The 17,986-nt window shown below is 37.5% G+C and carries 13 protein-coding genes; 12 read left to right on the forward strand and 1 reads right to left on the reverse strand.

Annotated features, from left to right (window positions below; translation table 11 throughout):
* The first annotated feature begins 126 nt into the window (after positions 1–126).
* The 12 genes from A6B45_RS01905 to A6B45_RS01960 all read left to right on the forward strand — a co-directional run bounded on the left by A6B45_RS01905 (position 127) and on the right by A6B45_RS01960 (position 17,247).
* The gene (locus A6B45_RS01905) at positions 127–1,845 is read left to right on the forward strand and encodes an ABC transporter ATP-binding protein (RefSeq protein ID WP_072613094.1); all 1,719 of its coding nucleotides are present in this window, start codon (positions 127–129) and stop codon (positions 1,843–1,845) included.
* Complete coding sequence (locus A6B45_RS01910; RefSeq protein WP_072613095.1) at positions 1,845–3,626, forward strand: ABC transporter ATP-binding protein; 1,782 nt, start codon at positions 1,845–1,847, stop codon at positions 3,624–3,626. The genes A6B45_RS01905 and A6B45_RS01910 overlap by 1 nt, the downstream gene beginning before the upstream one ends.
* A gap of 176 nt (positions 3,627–3,802) precedes the next feature.
* Complete coding sequence (locus tag A6B45_RS01915; RefSeq protein ID WP_072613096.1) at positions 3,803–5,029, forward strand: glycosyltransferase family 4 protein; 1,227 nt, start codon at positions 3,803–3,805, stop codon at positions 5,027–5,029.
* On the forward strand, positions 5,030–6,037 hold the full coding sequence (locus A6B45_RS01920; protein WP_072613097.1) for a glycosyltransferase family 4 protein: 1,008 nt from the start codon (positions 5,030–5,032) through the stop codon (positions 6,035–6,037). It begins immediately after the preceding gene.
* Positions 6,038–6,046: 9 nt separating this feature from the next.
* Positions 6,047–7,084 (forward strand): lysylphosphatidylglycerol synthase transmembrane domain-containing protein, encoded by a 1,038-nt coding sequence (locus A6B45_RS01925; RefSeq protein ID WP_072613098.1) that lies wholly within the window; start codon positions 6,047–6,049, stop codon positions 7,082–7,084.
* On the forward strand, positions 7,077–7,340 hold the full coding sequence (locus tag A6B45_RS01930; protein ID WP_072613099.1) for a YkuJ family protein: 264 nt from the start codon (positions 7,077–7,079) through the stop codon (positions 7,338–7,340). The genes A6B45_RS01925 and A6B45_RS01930 overlap by 8 nt, the downstream gene beginning before the upstream one ends.
* A gap of 51 nt (positions 7,341–7,391) precedes the next feature.
* A complete protein-coding gene (locus A6B45_RS01935; protein ID WP_072613100.1) occupies positions 7,392–9,530 on the forward strand; it encodes an LTA synthase family protein in 2,139 nt (712 codons plus the stop codon).
* A 116-nt stretch (positions 9,531–9,646) separates the two neighbouring features.
* Entirely contained in the window at positions 9,647–11,656 is a 2,010-nt protein-coding gene (gene uvrB, locus A6B45_RS01940; RefSeq protein WP_072613101.1) for an excinuclease ABC subunit UvrB, read from the forward strand.
* 31 nt (positions 11,657–11,687) lie between these two features.
* The gene (gene uvrA / locus A6B45_RS01945) at positions 11,688–14,546 is read left to right on the forward strand and encodes an excinuclease ABC subunit UvrA (protein ID WP_072613102.1); all 2,859 of its coding nucleotides are present in this window, start codon (positions 11,688–11,690) and stop codon (positions 14,544–14,546) included.
* A 97-nt stretch (positions 14,547–14,643) separates the two neighbouring features.
* The gene (locus A6B45_RS01950) at positions 14,644–15,612 is read left to right on the forward strand and encodes a gluconeogenesis factor YvcK family protein (protein ID WP_072613103.1); all 969 of its coding nucleotides are present in this window, start codon (positions 14,644–14,646) and stop codon (positions 15,610–15,612) included.
* On the forward strand, positions 15,613–16,557 hold the full coding sequence (gene whiA / locus A6B45_RS01955) for a DNA-binding protein WhiA (RefSeq protein ID WP_072613104.1): 945 nt from the start codon (positions 15,613–15,615) through the stop codon (positions 16,555–16,557).
* A gap of 87 nt (positions 16,558–16,644) precedes the next feature.
* A complete protein-coding gene (locus A6B45_RS01960; protein WP_014324297.1) occupies positions 16,645–17,247 on the forward strand; it encodes an ATP-dependent Clp protease proteolytic subunit in 603 nt (200 codons plus the stop codon).
* Between the two features lie 70 nt (positions 17,248–17,317).
* On the opposite strand, the gene cbpA is transcribed toward A6B45_RS01960, so the two are convergent.
* Positions 17,318–17,962 (reverse strand): cyclic di-AMP binding protein CbpA, encoded by a 645-nt coding sequence (cbpA, locus tag A6B45_RS01965; RefSeq protein WP_072613105.1) that lies wholly within the window; start codon positions 17,960–17,962, stop codon positions 17,318–17,320.
* Between the last annotated feature and the right edge of the window lie 24 nt (positions 17,963–17,986).

The raw sequence follows: 17,986 nt of genomic DNA on the forward strand, positions 1-17,986 counted from the left end.
AGTTTTGTGCACTTTTTTACATTGACACACAAAGTAATATCTCTTATACTAATCTCGTGTTGACTAGTTGACAAATTACAACCAGCAGAGTAAAATATCTCTCACTGTCTTAAAAAGGGGAACGAGATGCAAATTTTAAAAGAACATGCAAAGCCATATATTCGTGATATTTCATTTTCAATTATTGCGGTAATTATTATGGCTCTTGCTTCATTATGGCAACCACGTTTATTGCAACAAGTAATGAAAGCAATTATTGCTGATAATCAAAATCAGGTCGTTTCCTATGGTGTGCAGTTGCTAGCATTAGCTGTAATAGGACTCATTGCCGGTGTTATTAACACTATTTTTGCTGCTAAGGTATCCCAATCGATTGCAGCAGATATACGTGCTCATGAATATGAAAAAATCCAGTCGTTTTCATTTGGAAACATTGAAAAATTTTCTGCAGGAAATTTAGTTGTTCGTATGACAAATGATGTTAACCAAGTGCAACAATTAATTATGATGATTTTGCAATCGTTAACTCGAATTCCAGTCTTGTTTGTTGGGGCTTTTATTTTAGCCTTGATTACGTTGCCACGTTTATGGTGGATTGTAATTTTGATGGTTGTTTTAATTTTTTTAGCATCCCAAGTCGTTTTCAAGCAAATGGGGAAATTTTTCTTTAAAATCCAAAAACTCATTGATAAAACAAACACGCTAGCTAAGGAGAATCTGCAAGGGGTTCGCGTCGTCAAATCTTTTAATCAAGAAAAAAATGAGACCAAGCGCTTTACTGACAATTCAAATGAATTAACGCAAGTTAATACAACAGTTGGTTACTTGTTCTCAACAATGATGCCAATGTTCATGTTAATTTCGTACATTGCGATTGGCACAGCTATCTTATTTGTTGGTCGTGACGCTGTTAAACATCCTAATGACCTAGTGGCCATTACATCTTTTGTATCATACTTAATGCAAATATTTTTTGCTATCATGATTGGTGGCATGATGGCTACCTTTGCGTCACGTGGCTTTGTTTCTCTAAGACGTATCAAAGAAATTTTAGATACGACGCCAGACCTAACGTACGCACAGGATGCGCCTGATCATGATTTGAATGGAGATATTTCATTCAAAAATGTTTCTTTCACTTATCCTGGAGATACTAAACCAGCTTTGAAAAACGTATCGTTTGATATTGAAGCAGGTGAGATGATTGGTATCGTTGGTGCAACTGGATCAGGTAAAACAACACTTGCCCAATTAATCCCAAGATTATATGATCCTACGGAAGGTATGGTATCTGTTGGTGGTGTAGATCTCAAAAAAGTAAACGAAAAGTCGCTGCGAGCTGCGGTTTCGTTTGTTCTACAAAAGGCCATATTGTTCAGTGGTACGATTGCATCAAATTTGCGTCAAGGTAAAAAAGACGCTAATGAAGAGAATTTTCAAAAAGCTGTTGAAATAGCACAGGCTGCGGAGTTTGTTAATCGTTATGAAGATAATTTTGACCACATTGTTGAAGAGCGTTCGTCCAATTTTTCCGGTGGTCAAAAACAACGTCTTTCTATAGCAAGAGGAGTTGTTGGTAGTCCTAAAATATTGATTTTAGATGATTCAACATCGGCTTTAGATGCCCGATCCGAAAAGCTGGTTCAAGAAGCACTTGACCAGGAATTAAAAGGAACGACAACAATTGTAATTGCGGAAAAAATCAGTTCAGTTATTCATGCTAACCGCATTTTAGTAATGGACGAGGGTAGGGTAGTTGGCATTGGCACACATCAAGAGTTGCTTGAAACTTCACCGGTCTACGCTGAAATTTATCAAACACAAAAAGCGAAAGGGGCAGAATAATGGCAGATATTCAACACGCAATTAAATATTTCGCAAAGTATCTTAAGCGTTATTGGTTAGCGTTGTCTTTCGTAGCTATTGTGACAATAGCCTCAACTTACTTCCAAGTTAAAGCGCCAGTGTATATGGGAAAGGCAATTACAGAATTGTCGACTTATTTAAGTCAATACTTGAATCCTCAAACGCATGCTATTGCTAGCAAAACACCTTTCTATCATGCGCTGGAAGCGATGATGATTTTCTTTACGTTAACCGCAGCAACAATGTTCATTTCTAGTTTTATATCTAGTCGTATTAGTTCAGAGGCATCAGGACGAATGAGAATTGGTCTATTTGCTAAATTGCAACGGATGACGATTAAATATTTTGATACTCATCAAGATGGTGAAATTTTATCTTTGTTTACGTCTGATTTAGATAATATTTTTAACGCGATGAACCAAGCCATTTTCCAACTTTTATCACAATTCGCTCTGTTTGTTGGCATCATTATTATGATGTTTCAGCAGAACGTCAAATTAGCATGGGTGACTATGGCGTCGACACCAGTTGCTATTATCGTCGCTTGGTTTGTGATTAGTCGTGCTAGAAAATATATTGACACGCAGCAAGATGAAACTGGCCGTATGAATGGTTATATTAATGAGCAAATCAATGGTGAGAAGATTATTATTACGCAAGGATTGCAACAAGAATCAATCGCTAACTTTGGTCCGTATAATGAACGTGTGAAGCAGGCTACTTTTAAAGGACAGATGTATTCTGGTATGCTGTTTCCTTTAATGCAAGGCTTGTCACTGTTGAACTTGGCCATTGTGATTTTCTTTGGGTCATGGTTAATTGTTCATGACGGTATGGATAAGTCGGTTGGTTTAGGATTAATTGTGGTATTTGTTAACTATTCACAGCAGTATTACCAACCAATCACACAAATTACATCTATTTATAATATGTTGCAATTAGCTGTTACTGGTGCAAGACGCTTGAGCGATGTCCATGAACAAGCTGAAGAAGTTAACCCCGAAAGTGGCCAGAAATTAACTAATTTAAAGTCGGGTGTCACCTTAGAAAATATTCACTTTGGATACAATGATGACAAAGAAATTCTTCATGGTGTTTCAATTGACGTTAAAAAAGGGGAAATGATAGCCCTTGTTGGTCCTACTGGATCAGGAAAAACAACGGTTATGAACTTATTGAATCGATTTTATGATGTGACTGAAGGATCTGTAAAGTTTGATGGCATCGACGTTCGTCAGTTAGACTTGAAATCATTACGTGATCATGTTGGCATTGTGTTGCAGGAATCAGTATTATTTAGTGGTACTGTCGCGGACAACATTAAGTTTGGTGAGCCAAATGCTACCAAAGAAGAAATGATTGATGCTGCTAAGCAGGCGAACATCCATGACTTTATTATGACGCTGCCAGAAGGCTATCAGACCAAAGTAGATGACGAAAATTCGGTCTTCTCAACAGGTCAAAAACAATTATTATCAATCGCCCGCACAATTTTAACTAATCCGGATTTCTTAATATTAGATGAAGCAACATCTAATGTGGATACGGTGACAGAGGCAAAAATTCAAGCGGCGATGGATAATGTTATTGCTGGACGCACGAGTTTTGTTATTGCTCACCGATTGAAAACAATACTGGGTGCTGATAAAATTGTTGTTCTTAAAGATGGTCGAGTTATTGAAAAGGGTTCTCATCAGGAATTAGTTGCTGAAGGCGGATTTTATTCAGAATTGTACCATAACCAAATGGTATTTGATTAACATAGTAAAAATCAACAAATAGTTTGAAGTCCTGTGTTATAAAGGATGGAAAATGATTTGTTGTTTTTTTATGTGGAGAACAATTGCATCAGTATTCGACCATTTTTACGTAAAATGTTATAATAGCAGTATTGCTTTTATAGAAATTTGTATATTTTTGAACATTGGAGAAAACAATGAACATTGGTTTGTTTACGGACACGTACTTTCCACAAGTCAGTGGAGTTGCGACTTCGATTAAGACACTTAAGGAAGCACTTGAAGGTCAGGGGCACGAAGTTTATATTTTTACATCTACTGATCCTAAGGTACCTAAAAATAAATTTGAATCGCATATTTATCGTTTTTCAAGCCTACCATATCTTGGATTTAAAGATCGTCGACTGGCATTTCGTGGATTGATTCAAGCTGTTGAAATTGCCAAATCTGTACAACTCGACATTGTACATACCCAAACAGAATTCTCTTTAGGTTTAATGGGCAAATTTGTGGCGCGACAGTTAAAAATTCCTGCTGTTCACACTTATCATACGATGTATGAAGACTACACCCATTATTTTGCTAAGGGGATGTTGATTGGGCCACATGGTGTGGGACGTATTATGAAGGGATATATGGCTAGTATGGCAGGTGTCATCGCGCCGTCAAATCTCGTTCAAGATACACTCCGTCGTTACGGTGTGACCGCACCTATGAGAGTTATTCCTACAGGTGTTTGTTTACCAGAGCATGGCACGAAACAAACTAACTTACGAGAAAAGTATCACTTTTCTGAATTGCAACCTATTGTTCTGTCGCTGGGACGCTTAGCGTTTGAAAAAAATATTAGTGTGACAATTTCTGTTTTTTCTGAAGTATTACAGACAATACCCGAAGCACGTTTAGTTATTGCTGGTGATGGTCCAGCACGTAAATCTTTAGAAGAACAGGTTGAAGAACTAGCCCTTGAAGACAAAATAATATTTACAGGAATGGTCAATCATGATGACATCTTTGATTATTATAAGATGGCGAATGTTTTTGTAAGTTCTTCAGATACTGAAACTCAAGGATTAACATTTATTGAGGCGATGGCAGCAGATAGACCATTTGTGGCTATACATTCACCTTACTTAGATAATTTGGTCGATAATGAAGCTATTGGTACGTTGGTTAGTGATTATGATGAACTACTAGCAGGCATCACAAAATATCTGAAACGACCAAATACAGAAGAAGATATTGCCTATCGGCATAAAAAAATGAAAGACGTGGATGCAAACACCTTTGCAACACGTGTTTTAGCATTTTATGATGATATTTTGGCTAGTTATCATGCTAGCGACGTGGAAAATGAATATCCCAATGATGAAGAGGTGGGATATATGAAACGTATTTTACGTAATCCATTCAGGAGAAATTAATTGAAAGTTTTACTTTATTTTGAAAATCAAAATTTAATAGCTAAATCTGGTATTGGACGTGCGTTAAAGTTGCAAAAAGAAGCATTATCTTACACGGATGTTGAAGTAACTACTGATGCCAAGTCCCTTGATTACGATGTACTGCATATTAATACATACGGTGTGAATAGCCATCATATGGTCAATAAGGCACACAAATTGGGTAAAAAAGTTGTTTACCATGGTCATTCAACTTATGAAGATTTTCGAAATTCTTTTACTGGTTCTAATACCATTGCCCCGTTATTTAAAAGATACTTAGTATCACTTTATAGTAAGTCTGATGCGATTATTACGCCAACGCCTTATTCGAAGCAGTTGCTGCGCGGATACCGTTTAAATCAACCGATTGTTCCTATTTCTAATGGTATTCCACTAGAAAAATATCAGCATGATGATGATAAAATAAAAAAATTTCGTGAGTACTTTGATTTGGCAGATGATCAAAAAGTGGTTATGAGCGTGGGGTTGTTCTTTGAGCGAAAAGGTATTTTAGACTTTGTTGAACTAGCAAAAAGGCATCCTGAGCATATTTTTATTTGGTTTGGCTACACTGATTTACGACTAGTACCTAATAAAATAAGTCGTTTAATAAAAGGAAATCATCCACGAAATTTAATTTTTCCTGGATATATTACTGGAGATGTCATTCGTGGTGCTTTTCAAGGTGCAGATCTATTTTTGTATCCTTCTTACGAAGAAACGGAAGGTATTGTGGTACTAGAAGCCTTAGCTTCAAAGCAAAAGGTTTTGGTGCGTGACATTCCAGTATATAAAAAATGGTTACAGGATGGGGTAAATAGCTATAAAGCCTGTGATTTGGATGAGTTTGAAACCAAGATGCAAAAAATTTTAACTGGGGAGTCACCAAATTTAAGTGAAGCAGGCTATAAATTAGCTCAAACACGTGACCTACCTGAAATTGGGAAACAATTACAGGCGGTATATAAAATGGTGTTAGAAGGGTGAGTAATCTCGATGTTCAGACGTGATAGAGTATCAATGATTATCGTTGTTGTTCTGACGGCTATTGTCGTTTATTTTTTAACAAAAGAATTAAGTGGTAAAGGACACCAACTGTCCGTAGCGTTGGAAAATCTGGATTGGCATTGGTTACTGTTTGGCCTGTTCGCGATGATTATATCAATTTTCCTTGAGGCGGCAGCCACAAGGGCATTATTGAGCAAAGAAGATCGGCGCCACACCTCGGTATTGTCCTTATTAAGAGTTCCGCTACTAAATTTATTGGGAACAGGAGTCACACCATTTGCTACTGGCGGCCAGCCGGCACAGTTATACGGTTTATCGAAATCTGGAGTAGAAACTGGTCGGGCGATGTCTGTTATTCTCATGAAGTTTTTAGTCTATCAAATTGTTGTTGTGGTATTCTTTATAATAGGTTATGTTTCTGCCGAACACTTTATTTATCAACAGGTTAATCCTACTTTCGCAACATTCATCCCCTTTGCCATAGCGATTCATGCTGTAGTGATTATTGGTATCATATTAGTTATGTTTTGGCCATCGTTAACATTACGCCTGGTCGATTTAGTGGCAATAGTTGTAAAAAAAATGATGCGTCGCGAGCGTTTTGAGCGATTAATTGCGAATGTTAAGCAAAAGATTGATAATTTTCATACCGAATCACGTCGTGTAATTAGCAGTTGGCAATCATTAGTCGGCGCCACTTTTTTTACGTCATTACAACTAATGACGTTCTATATGATACCTTATTTTGTCATACGTGCTTTCGGTTATCAGTCTGTCAATCCATGGCTGATAGTAACGATGAATATTATGATTGTTATGGTGATTTCTTTGTTCCCAATCCCAGGTGGTGTTGGTGGTGCAGAACTTAGCTTTCAATTATTGTTCTCACCTTTTGTTAAAAATCCAGCAACATTGATTCTCGTTATCTTACTTTGGCGATTTATTACTTATTATTTTGGTATCTTTGCAGGAATAATTGCTTACATTATTCCTGCTCACCATGATAGGAGGAGTGACAATGCTTGACAACAAGTACAATACGAGTGATTTGAAACAAATTTTAAATCGGTTACGTGCTATGATGGATTCAACAGATAATAGTGTTCAAACTCGTCGCTTTGACGCTTTTGGCATAGAAGCACTACAGGTCTCTTATGATCAATTAACCAAAATTTGGACAGTCCAAGAACACCGAGAAATTCGACAGTTTCAATTTGATGATATTGATTTGGTTGCAATTGAAATCTATGATGTTTTACATGATTTCAAACTAATTTATTAGGAGGGTGCTTAACACATTGTATTAAGATGTTATCAAGCACGTTTATAACAAATGATAGGTTTATTAAAACGAATCTCAAACCCCAAAAATCTCTGGCGACAAATTAAAAGAACCATGGATACATCGGCACCGATAGTTTGGTTTTTCATATTAAACGTTGTCCTCGTTTGGTTGAAGACATATGCCGAATATCATATGAATTTTAATTTGGGTGTGGAAGGGTCAACGCAACAATTTTTGTTGTTTTTGAATCCCATCCCAACGGCTATTATATTTTTAAGTATTTCCTTGTATTTTCGTGGCGTAACCAGTTATTGGTTGGCAATCATTTTTAATTTGATTCAGTCAATATGGTTATTTGCAAATATGCTATACTACAGAGAATTTTCAGATTTCCTATCAATGGGTATTTTGGGTTCGGGTAGTTCAACTGGAACAAATCTTGGTAAATCGATTGCGGCAATTATTCATTGGACGGATTATCTTGTCTTTATTGATATTGTGATTTTAATTTTTCTAGTGGTTTTCAAGCAATTAACGATTGATCATAAAGGCGTTCAAAAAAAGTTTGCTATTTTAACGACGCTTTTTGGTATCATCTTGATGTTAGTAGATTACGGTATCGCATCAACGGATCGTTCAGGTTTGTTGACTCGTTCGTTTGATAATAATTACATTGTTAAATATTTAGGATTGAATGAATATGCTGTATTTAACGCGGTACAAACTTATAATCAAACCGAAAGCCGGAAGCGAGCAAAGCCATCCGATTTAGCTAAAGTAAAAAAGTTTGTTGCTACGCAAAAACTGCCTGCCAATATTCAATATTATGGTACGCAAAAAGGTAAGAACGTCTTTATGATTCATTTGGAATCATTTCAGCAGTTCTTAATAGATTATAAAGTTGATGGGCAAGAAGTCACACCCAACTTGAACAAATTCTATCATGACCAAAACACACTAAGTTTTGATAATTTCTATAACCAAGTTGGTCAGGGGAAGACATCTGATGCGGAGATGATGCAAGAAAACTCCCTATATGGTTTGGCTACAGGTTCTGCCATGGTCAAGTATGGTACGAGTAATACGTTTGAGTCATTACCAGCTATCTTAGGACAAAGAGGCTATACGACCGCTGCCTTTCACGGAGATGTTGCAAGTTTTTGGAATCGTGATAATACCTATAAATCGTTTGGCTATAATTACTTTTTCTCTAAAGCTTATTATGCTAATGCAAACAAAGCAAACTATAACATTGGTTATGGGATGAAAGATAAAATTTTTCTGCGAGATAGTGCGAAGTATATTGAACAGCTCCCACAACCATTTTATGCGAAGTTAATCACCGTAACAAATCATTATCCATATGATTTGGATAAACAAAATATCAGCTTCCCGGCAACAAAAACTGGAGACAAAACTGTTGATGGTTATGTTCAAACAGCTCACTATTTGGATCAGGCATTCGCTGAGCTGATGAGTTATCTCAAAAAAGCAGGGTTGTATGACAATTCTGTATTTGTGCTGTATGGTGATCACTATGGAATTTCTGAAAACCATCAGGATGCTATTGCGCAGTTACTTGGTAAAGATAAAATTACTAATAATGATTTAGCTACTTTCCAAAAAGTGCCGTTCATGATTCATGCGACAGGGCTAAAAGGTGGTATCGACCATACATATGGTGGTGAAATTGATATGTTGCCAACTTTAATGGATGTGCTTGGAATCCCAGATAATAATATGACTATGTTTGGCCAAGATATGCTGTCCTCGAAGTACGATGGTAAAGTGGTTTTCCGTGATGGTGATTGGATAACGCCAACGTATACGAAATACAATAACCAGTATTTTAATACTAAAACTGGTGATCAAGTTACGCTTAAATCAGATAAAAAGTTGCAAAAAGTTGCAAAACAAATGTCCGCTTATGCAACAAAAGTTTTGGGTTACTCCGATGCAGTTATTACAGGCGACTTATTGCGCTTTGATACTTCAAATTCTGATTTTAATCTTATTAACAAAAAGAATTATAATTATAAAAAAACTGAGGGACTGGCTTCGCTTAAAAAAGCACTCAAGTCTAATCCTTCGAGTGTATTAGCCAAAAATAAAGGCAAATCAACGCTTAGCGACTATGTCACAGATGCACCGGAATTAAAAACAGATTCTGACGACGATGACAAGTAATAACAAAAAACGAACAAAACGCTCATGTAGAACGTTTGTTCGTTTTTTGTTATAATGGGATGATAACGTACTAAGTGTGAAATAATACTGAGCAGATTTATGAAAAGAGAACGTCAATGATAGAGCGACAGATAGAACATGAATTTGAAATTAAGTCTAAATATGAACCAACCGGTGATCAGCCACAAGCTATTGAAAAATTAGTTGGTGGAATCAACAATCATGTTAAAGAACAGATACTACTCGGAGCTACGGGAACAGGTAAAACATTTACCATTTCAAATGTAATTAAGGAAGTAAAAAAGCCGACTTTAGTTTTAAGTCATAATAAGACTTTAGCTGGACAGTTATATGGTGAGTTAAAAGAATTCTTTCCTAACAATGCAGTAGAATATTTTGTCTCTTACTATGATTATTATCAGCCGGAAGCTTACGTCCCAAGCTCTGATACGTTTATTGAAAAAGATTCAGCTGTGAATGATGAAATAGATAAACTCCGAAACTCCGCGACTAGTTCGTTACTTGAACGTAATGATGTCATTGTGGTTGCTTCCGTCAGTTCTATTTTTGGTTTAGGAGATCCGCACCAGTATAAGGATCATGTTATCAGTTTGCGTGTTGGATATGAATATGAGCGGGATCAATTAATGCGTGATTTGATTGATGTGCAGTTTACTCGTAATGACATTGATTTTCATCGTGGAACGTTCCGTGTTCGTGGTGACGTGATTGAAATTTTTCCTGCTTCCCAAGATGAAATGGCTTTGCGAATTGAGTTTTTTGGTGATGAAATTGATCGCATCCGAGAAATTAATTCATTGACAGGAGAAACAATAGCAGAACGTGATCATGTAGCTATTTTTCCAGCAAAACATTTTATGACCGATGATGACCAAATGCAGGTGGCATTGGACGGTATCCGTCAAGAAATGAACGCTCAAGTTGAGCTGTTCAAAAAAGAAGGTAAGTTATTAGAGGCGCAGCGTATTAAACAACGTACAGAATATGATTTGGCGATGCTTGAAGAAATGGGATTTGTTGGTGGCATTGAAAACTATTCACGTTGGATGGATGGCCGTCAAGCGGGTGAGCCCCCATTTACTTTGATTGACTTTTTCCCAGATGATTTTTTGATTGTTATTGATGAAAGTCATGTCACGATGCCACAAATTCGCGGTATGTTTAATGGGGACAAAGCTAGAAAAGAAACGTTGGTTAACTATGGCTTTCGTTTGCCAAGTGCATTAGATAATCGGCCATTAAAACTTCCTGAATTCGAAAAACACGTTAACCAGATTATTTATATGTCAGCGACACCTGGAGATTATGAAAATGAGCGTGTCGATTCAAAACACATTATTCAACAAATTATTCGACCAACGGGGTTGCTTGATCCAGAAGTTGAAGTGCGACCAGTCATGGGACAAATTGATGACTTGGTCGGGGAAATAACGAAGCGATCAGAGCGTGATGAACGTGTGTTTATCACAACGTTAACCAAACGTATGGCTGAGGATCTAACTGATTATTTGAAAGATTTGGGAATAAAAGTAGCTTATTTGCATGCGGATATCAAAACACTTGAACGTACGGAAATTATTCGTGATTTACGCTTGGGTAAATATGATGTTTTAATTGGTATTAACCTATTGCGTGAGGGTATTGATGTTCCTGAAGTATCCTTAGTAGCTATATTGGATGCTGATAAAGAAGGATTTTTGCGTAATCCACGTTCGTTAATCCAAACTATTGGTCGTGCCGCACGTAATGAAAATGGACACGTTATCATGTATGCAGATAAGGTGACTAAATCCATGCGTGAAGCTATTGATGAAACAGCCCGCAGGCGAGATATTCAGATGCAATATAATGCGCAACATGGTATTACACCGAAAACAATTAAGAAAGATATTCGTGACCTGATATCTGTCACACATGCTGCTACTGAAGAAAAAGTTGTTGATTTGACAAAGGTGGCGTTTAACGACTTGCCTAAAGATGAGCAACAGTCTATTGTTGATAATATGACCAGTCAAATGAAGGCGGCAGCTAAGGCACTGGACTTTGAAGAGGCAGCTCAATTGCGCGATACGGTAATGGAATTAAAAACACGTGCTAATCTTTAATTGAACTGATATAAACGAAAAAGAGAAAATAATGGCAAAAGATCATATCGAAATACGCGGTGCTCGCGCTCATAATTTAAAAAATATTGATGTAAATATTCCTAAAAATCAACTCACAGTCGTTACTGGTCTATCTGGATCAGGTAAATCATCATTAGCTTTTGATACCCTATACGCAGAGGGGCAAAGGCGCTACGTGGAAAGTTTAAGTTCTTATGCACGCCAATTTTTAGGTCAAATGGACAAACCAGATGTCGATTCTATTGATGGTTTATCACCTGCTATCTCTATTGATCAAAAAACAACATCTAATAATCCACGCTCAACCGTTGGTACGGTGACTGAAATCAATGATTACTTCCGTTTACTATACGCACGTGTTGGGCGACCAGATGATCCAAAAGATGGTACAAAAATCATGTATACAATCGATCAAATGGTTGAATATACATTGAATAACCTACCTGAGGGTACAAGATTACAAGTGTTTGCACCAATTATTAGAGGAAAACGCGGATCGCATGAAACAGCATTTGACCATATGCGCAAACAGGGATATATTCGAGCTCGTGTAGATGGAGATATTATTGAGATTGATTCACAGCAGTTGAGTCTTAATAAAAACAAGGCTCACGACATTGACGTTATGATAGATCGCATTGTTTTACGTGGCAATTCTCGGTCACGTCTATTTGACTCGATTGAAGCAGCTGTTCGTTTGAATGACGGGCAAGTGGAGCTTGATGTGGTAACTCGTGATGATGAAAAGCCAACTGCACCATTAAAGTTTTCCGACCATTATTTTGGAGAGTTGAAGAATTTTCGTGCAGGGCGATTAGAACCGCGTTTGTTTAGTTTTAATGCACCATTAGGAGCTTGTGAGTTTTGTCAGGGTTTGGGGGTCACGCGCGAAGTGGATATTGATTTAGTAATTCCGAACGATACGAAAACCTTGAATGAGGGAGCTATTCAGCCATGGAACCCAATATCATCCAACTATTATCCGGAAATGTTGCGTCAATTTGCTGAGCAATTTGCTATTGACATGGACACACCATTTAATAAACTTCCTAAAAAACAACAAGATTTAATTCTGAATGGTTCTGATGAAAAGGATTTTCATTTCCACTATAAAAATGATTTTGGCGGGGTTCGTGATGTTGATATCCCTTTTGAGGGGGTAATAAATAACATCGCTCGCCGTTTCACGGAAACAAATTCAGATTTCACGCGAGAGCAAATGACTCATTATATGACAGAATTAAAGTGTAAAGCCTGTGGCGGTTATCGCCTAAACAAGGCCGCTCTTTCAGTTAAAATTAATGGCAAACATATTGGTGAGGTATCGGAGTTACCGGTTGATCAAGAATTGGCATTTTTTAATAGTGTATCCTTGGGACAACAGGATAGTGAAATTGCCTCGCCTATTATCAAAGAAATTAAAGATCGTCTTGGCTTCTTACAAAGCGTAGGTCTAAAGTATTTAACACTTTCTCGTTCAGCACGAACGCTTTCTGGTGGAGAATCTCAGCGAATTCGTCTAGCTACTCAGATTGGATCTAATTTATCAGGAGTTCTGTATGTTTTAGATGAGCCATCCATTGGTTTGCACCAGCGGGACAATGATATGCTGCTAGAGTCAATGCATCGTATGCGTGACTTAGGAAATACCTTAGTTGTTGTCGAACATGATGAAGATACAATGCGCGCGGCTGATTATTTGATAGATGTTGGCCCTGGTGCTGGTGCTTTGGGTGGTACTATTGTGGCTAGTGGTACGCCAGCTGAAGTTGAAGCCAATAAAAGCTCATTAACTGGACAATATTTATCTGGGAAAAAATTTATTGCAATACCTGACAAGCGTCGAAAAGGAAATGGCAACTGGATTACAGTAAAAGGCGCCAAAGAAAATAATCTAAAAAACATTACTGCAAAGATACCTCTAGGAAAGTTTGTTGCGGTAACAGGTGTTTCAGGTTCTGGTAAATCAACATTAATCAATACAGTGTTGAAGCGAGCTTTGAAACAAAAACTAAATAATAACTCTGAAAAACCAGGTGCGTATCGATCGATTGAAGGCACGGAAAATCTTGAACAAATAGTTGATATTGATCAATCACCAATCGGACGTACACCACGTTCTAATCCTGCGACCTATACAGGTGTATTCGATGATATTCGTGATTTGTTTTCACAAACAAATGAAGCTAAAATGCGTGGATACAACAAAGGACGATTTTCATTTAACACAAAAGGTGGTCGTTGTGAGAATTGTCGTGGCGATGGTGTGATCAAAATAGAAATGAATTTCTTGCCTGACGTGTATGTAGCCTGTGAAGTTTGCGGTGGAACTCGTTATAATTCAGAAACGCTGGAAGTTACCTATAAAGGCAAAAATATATCACAAGTTTTAGACATGACTGCTTCAGAAGCACTTGAATTCTTCACGCCTATTCCAAAAATTGCTAAAAAACTACAAACGATTAATGATGTCGGTTTGGGGTATGTGAAACTAGGCCAATCTGCAACGACCTTGTCAGGTGGTGAAGCCCAACGTATGAAATTAGCATCGGAACTTCATCGACGCACCAATGGTAAAACAATTTATATTCTGGATGAACCGACTACAGGCCTACACACTGACGACATTGCCCGCTTGCTAGAAGTGCTGGAACGACTAGTGGATGCTGGTAACACTATTGTAGTGATTGAGCATAACTTGGATGTGATTAAGTCGGCTGATTGGATAATTGACATGGGCCCAGAAGGCGGTGCTGGTGGAGGAAAAGTTTTGGTCGCCGGTACGCCTGAAAAGGTTATGAAAACGGTAGGATCTTATACCGGTAAGTACTTAAAAGAAGTAATTGAGCGTGATTTGTCACGAGCTTAAACAAGAAATCTCTTAAGCAACGACTAAAGCCACCTAACAATTTGTTAGGTGGTTTTGTGTTAAAATGAATGTAAGTATATGGAAGGTTAACTATTATATGAAACCCAAAATCGTCATTATTGGTGGTGGTTCTGGTCTACCTGTAATTATCAAGCCGCTTGTGAAACAAGAAGTTGATTTATCAGCAATTGTGACAGTGGCTGATGATGGTGGATCAAGCGGACTACTACGAAACTACATTAATATAGTACCTCCTGGAGATATTAGAAATATCCTCGTAGCAATGGCAGATACGGACGCTGAATTTTTAAAGGTTATGCAGTATCGTTTTGATGCAAAAGATGATTTTTTTGCTAAGCACGCTGTTGGAAATCTAATTATCGCTGCGATGACTGAAATGCATGGGAATATTTTTGATGCGGTTCAATATCTAGCTAATTTTATGCATGTTCAAGGGCATATTTTTCCTGTTTCTAACGAACCTCTGGTGCTACATGCTGAATTTAAGAATGGCAACACAGTTGCTGGAGAAGCTGAAATAACACATGCACATCAAACAATAGATCATGTTTGGGTAACAGGTGATGAACCAGGTGAAGAACCTAAAGCTGCTCCAGAAGTTGTTGAAGCGATTTTGAGTGCGGACTTAATTGTCTATGGTCCTGGAAGTCTGTTTACATCAATTTTACCTAACGTGGTTGTGCCTGAAGTCCGTGAGGCACTACAACTCACTAAGGCCAAGCAAGTTTACATTGCCAACATTATGACCCAAAAGGGCGAAACTGATGCTTATACAGATGCACAACATCTCCTTGCTTTAAATGCACACATTGGCATGCAAGCAATTGACTATGTCATTTCAAATAGTGAAAAGGTTCCTGATGATTTTGTCGACTTTCAAAAGTGGAATGAGGTTTCTAATCAGGTAAAGCTTGACGAGCAGGCAGTTGTGGTTCAAGGAGCAACTCAAATTTCAGGTGATTTTTTGCAGTTACGTGACGCTGGTGCATTTCATGATGGACAAAAAATTACTGAAGAATTATTGAAAATTTTGGAGCAGTGCTAAATGTCATATGCAGCAGATGTAAAAAAAGAGCTGACTGGTTTGATCGTTCATGCCGGAAATGCAAAAGCTGAGTTGGCAGCTTTAATGAGAATGAACGGGGTTAGTACCCTTGGGTTTGATCAAACAATTCGGGTACAAACTGAAAACGCAGCTATTGCCCGTCGAATTTATACACTCTTAAAAGAAACTTACGTTGAAGTTGAAGTGGAAGTCAGCGTAACAGATAATAATCATTTATCACAGCACAAATCTTATGGGGTATTACTAAAAACTAAGATTGATGAGGTACTGGATGATTTAGGTATTGATCCATTTGGCTTACATCCAGAGGTACCACCGCGTATGCTAAATCAAGTTGACAAACGGCGTTCTTTTTTACGCGGCGCTTTTTTGGCTGCTGGATCAGTTAATTCACCAGAACGAGCTAACTATCATCTGGAAATTTATACGACTCACGAAGAACTGGCTGAGCAATTGATGATAATGATGCAAGAATTTGATTTGCCATCAAAAATTTCTGAGCGAGGTAATGGTTTTATTGTCTATTTAAAACGCGCAGAAAAAATTGTGGATTTTTTGCAGACAATTGGTGCGACTCAATCTATGCTCAAGTTTGAGGATATTCGTATGATGCGTGATATGCGTAATTCGGTCAATCGCCTGGTCAATGCTGAAACAGCAAACATGCAAAAAACAGCAATCGCAGCTAATAAACAAGTTAGTCAGATTAATTTAATTATTGATACGTTAGGTAGTCTAGACATATTACCAAAAAAACTGGGTGACATCGCGAAGGCAAGATTAGAATATCCTGATGAAACGTTGGCAGAATTAGGTGAAGTACTAGATATTAGTAAATCAGGTGCTAATCATCGCATGCGTAAATTAACACAACTGGCAACAATGATTGAGGAAGGTATAGACTATGATTTAACAAAGTTGTAAAACTTTTTAGCACTCTCGTCTCTAATGTGCTAAAATATATATAAGTTAATTATTTAATTAACCACTCTAAGATATGAGGTAAAATATATGTGGCCAGGAGTTATTGAACAAACTGCCAACGGACGTGAAAATTATGATTTACCATCACGTTTGTTAAAAGATCGTATTATTTTGGTACAGGGCGAAATTGAAGATAGTATGGCAACATCAATCGTTGCGCAACTGTTATTCTTAGAAGCTCAAGATCCAACAAAAGAAATTTCTATGTATATCAATTCGCCCGGAGGATCAGTGACAGCTGGATTATCAATCACTGATACAATGAATTTCATTAAGGCGCCAGTGACAACTATTGTAATGGGCCTAGCGGCATCAATGGGAACAATCATTGCTGCATCCGGTGAAAAAGGGCATCGTTTTATGTTACCAAACGCTGAGTACCTCATCCACCAACCAATGGGCGGTGCTGCCGGTGGAACACAGCAAACTGACATGGCAATCATTGCAGAACAGTTGACGAAGACACGTGCCAAGTTGAACAAAATTTTAGCTGATGCTTCAGGTAAGGATTTGAAGACAATTGGTCGCGACACTGAACGTGATAATTGGATGAGTGCTGAGGAAACATTGGAATATGGTTTCATTGATGGTATTTTAACTAAATCAGGTGAAAAACCAGCAACAAAATAATACGCAATGCATGAAAAAACACCATACCAAGGGTTTATTACCTTGGTGCGGTGTTTTTGTATACTACTCATTATTTAAAACGATCTAAATTTTCGACGCTTGAAACATGATAACCTTTCTTTTCTAAGCGTTTAATAAGTTTGTCTAATTGTTCGCTATCTTCTTGCAAGGGAAGCGTGAAGAGAACAGTTAAGGGTTTAAGGTCAGATTGAATGGTAAGTAGTGATTCAATATTTGAATAGCGTGTGATGATTTTAGAAATTTTGCTCAAATCCCCTTGAGTGTTATGCGTTGAAATAGCTATGGCAACACCCCCAGAACGGACTGACCAACTTTGTGACAATAAGTCCATTAAAGCATCATGCGTAAAAATACCATAAAACTGATGATTTTCATCTAAGACAGCAATAAATGGTAAATCTCTAATCGCAAAAAAAACTTCATAAAATTTACTATTCGTGTAAATAAATTTTGTTGAGTTGCGCATAATGGCTGTTGCAGGAAGGTTCATATTTCCGTTTTTTGCAACGTGTTCAAAAACGTGTTGTTTATAGACATTACCACGAAAAAGCTTGCCTGATTCGTCAAGAATAGGCATGGTGCGTGTGTGTGCGTTTTCTGGGTCATTAAAAATATCGTACACTTCTTGAATTGTTGCATTTTCGGTTACGGTTGTTAACTCCGATTTAGGGATTACCAAAGATTTTTGAAACATTATCCTGTCCTAATCTAATTTTTT

The sequence above is a fragment of the Leuconostoc suionicum genome (assembly GCF_001891125.1).
GTDB classification, from domain to species: domain Bacteria; phylum Bacillota; class Bacilli; order Lactobacillales; family Lactobacillaceae; genus Leuconostoc; species Leuconostoc suionicum.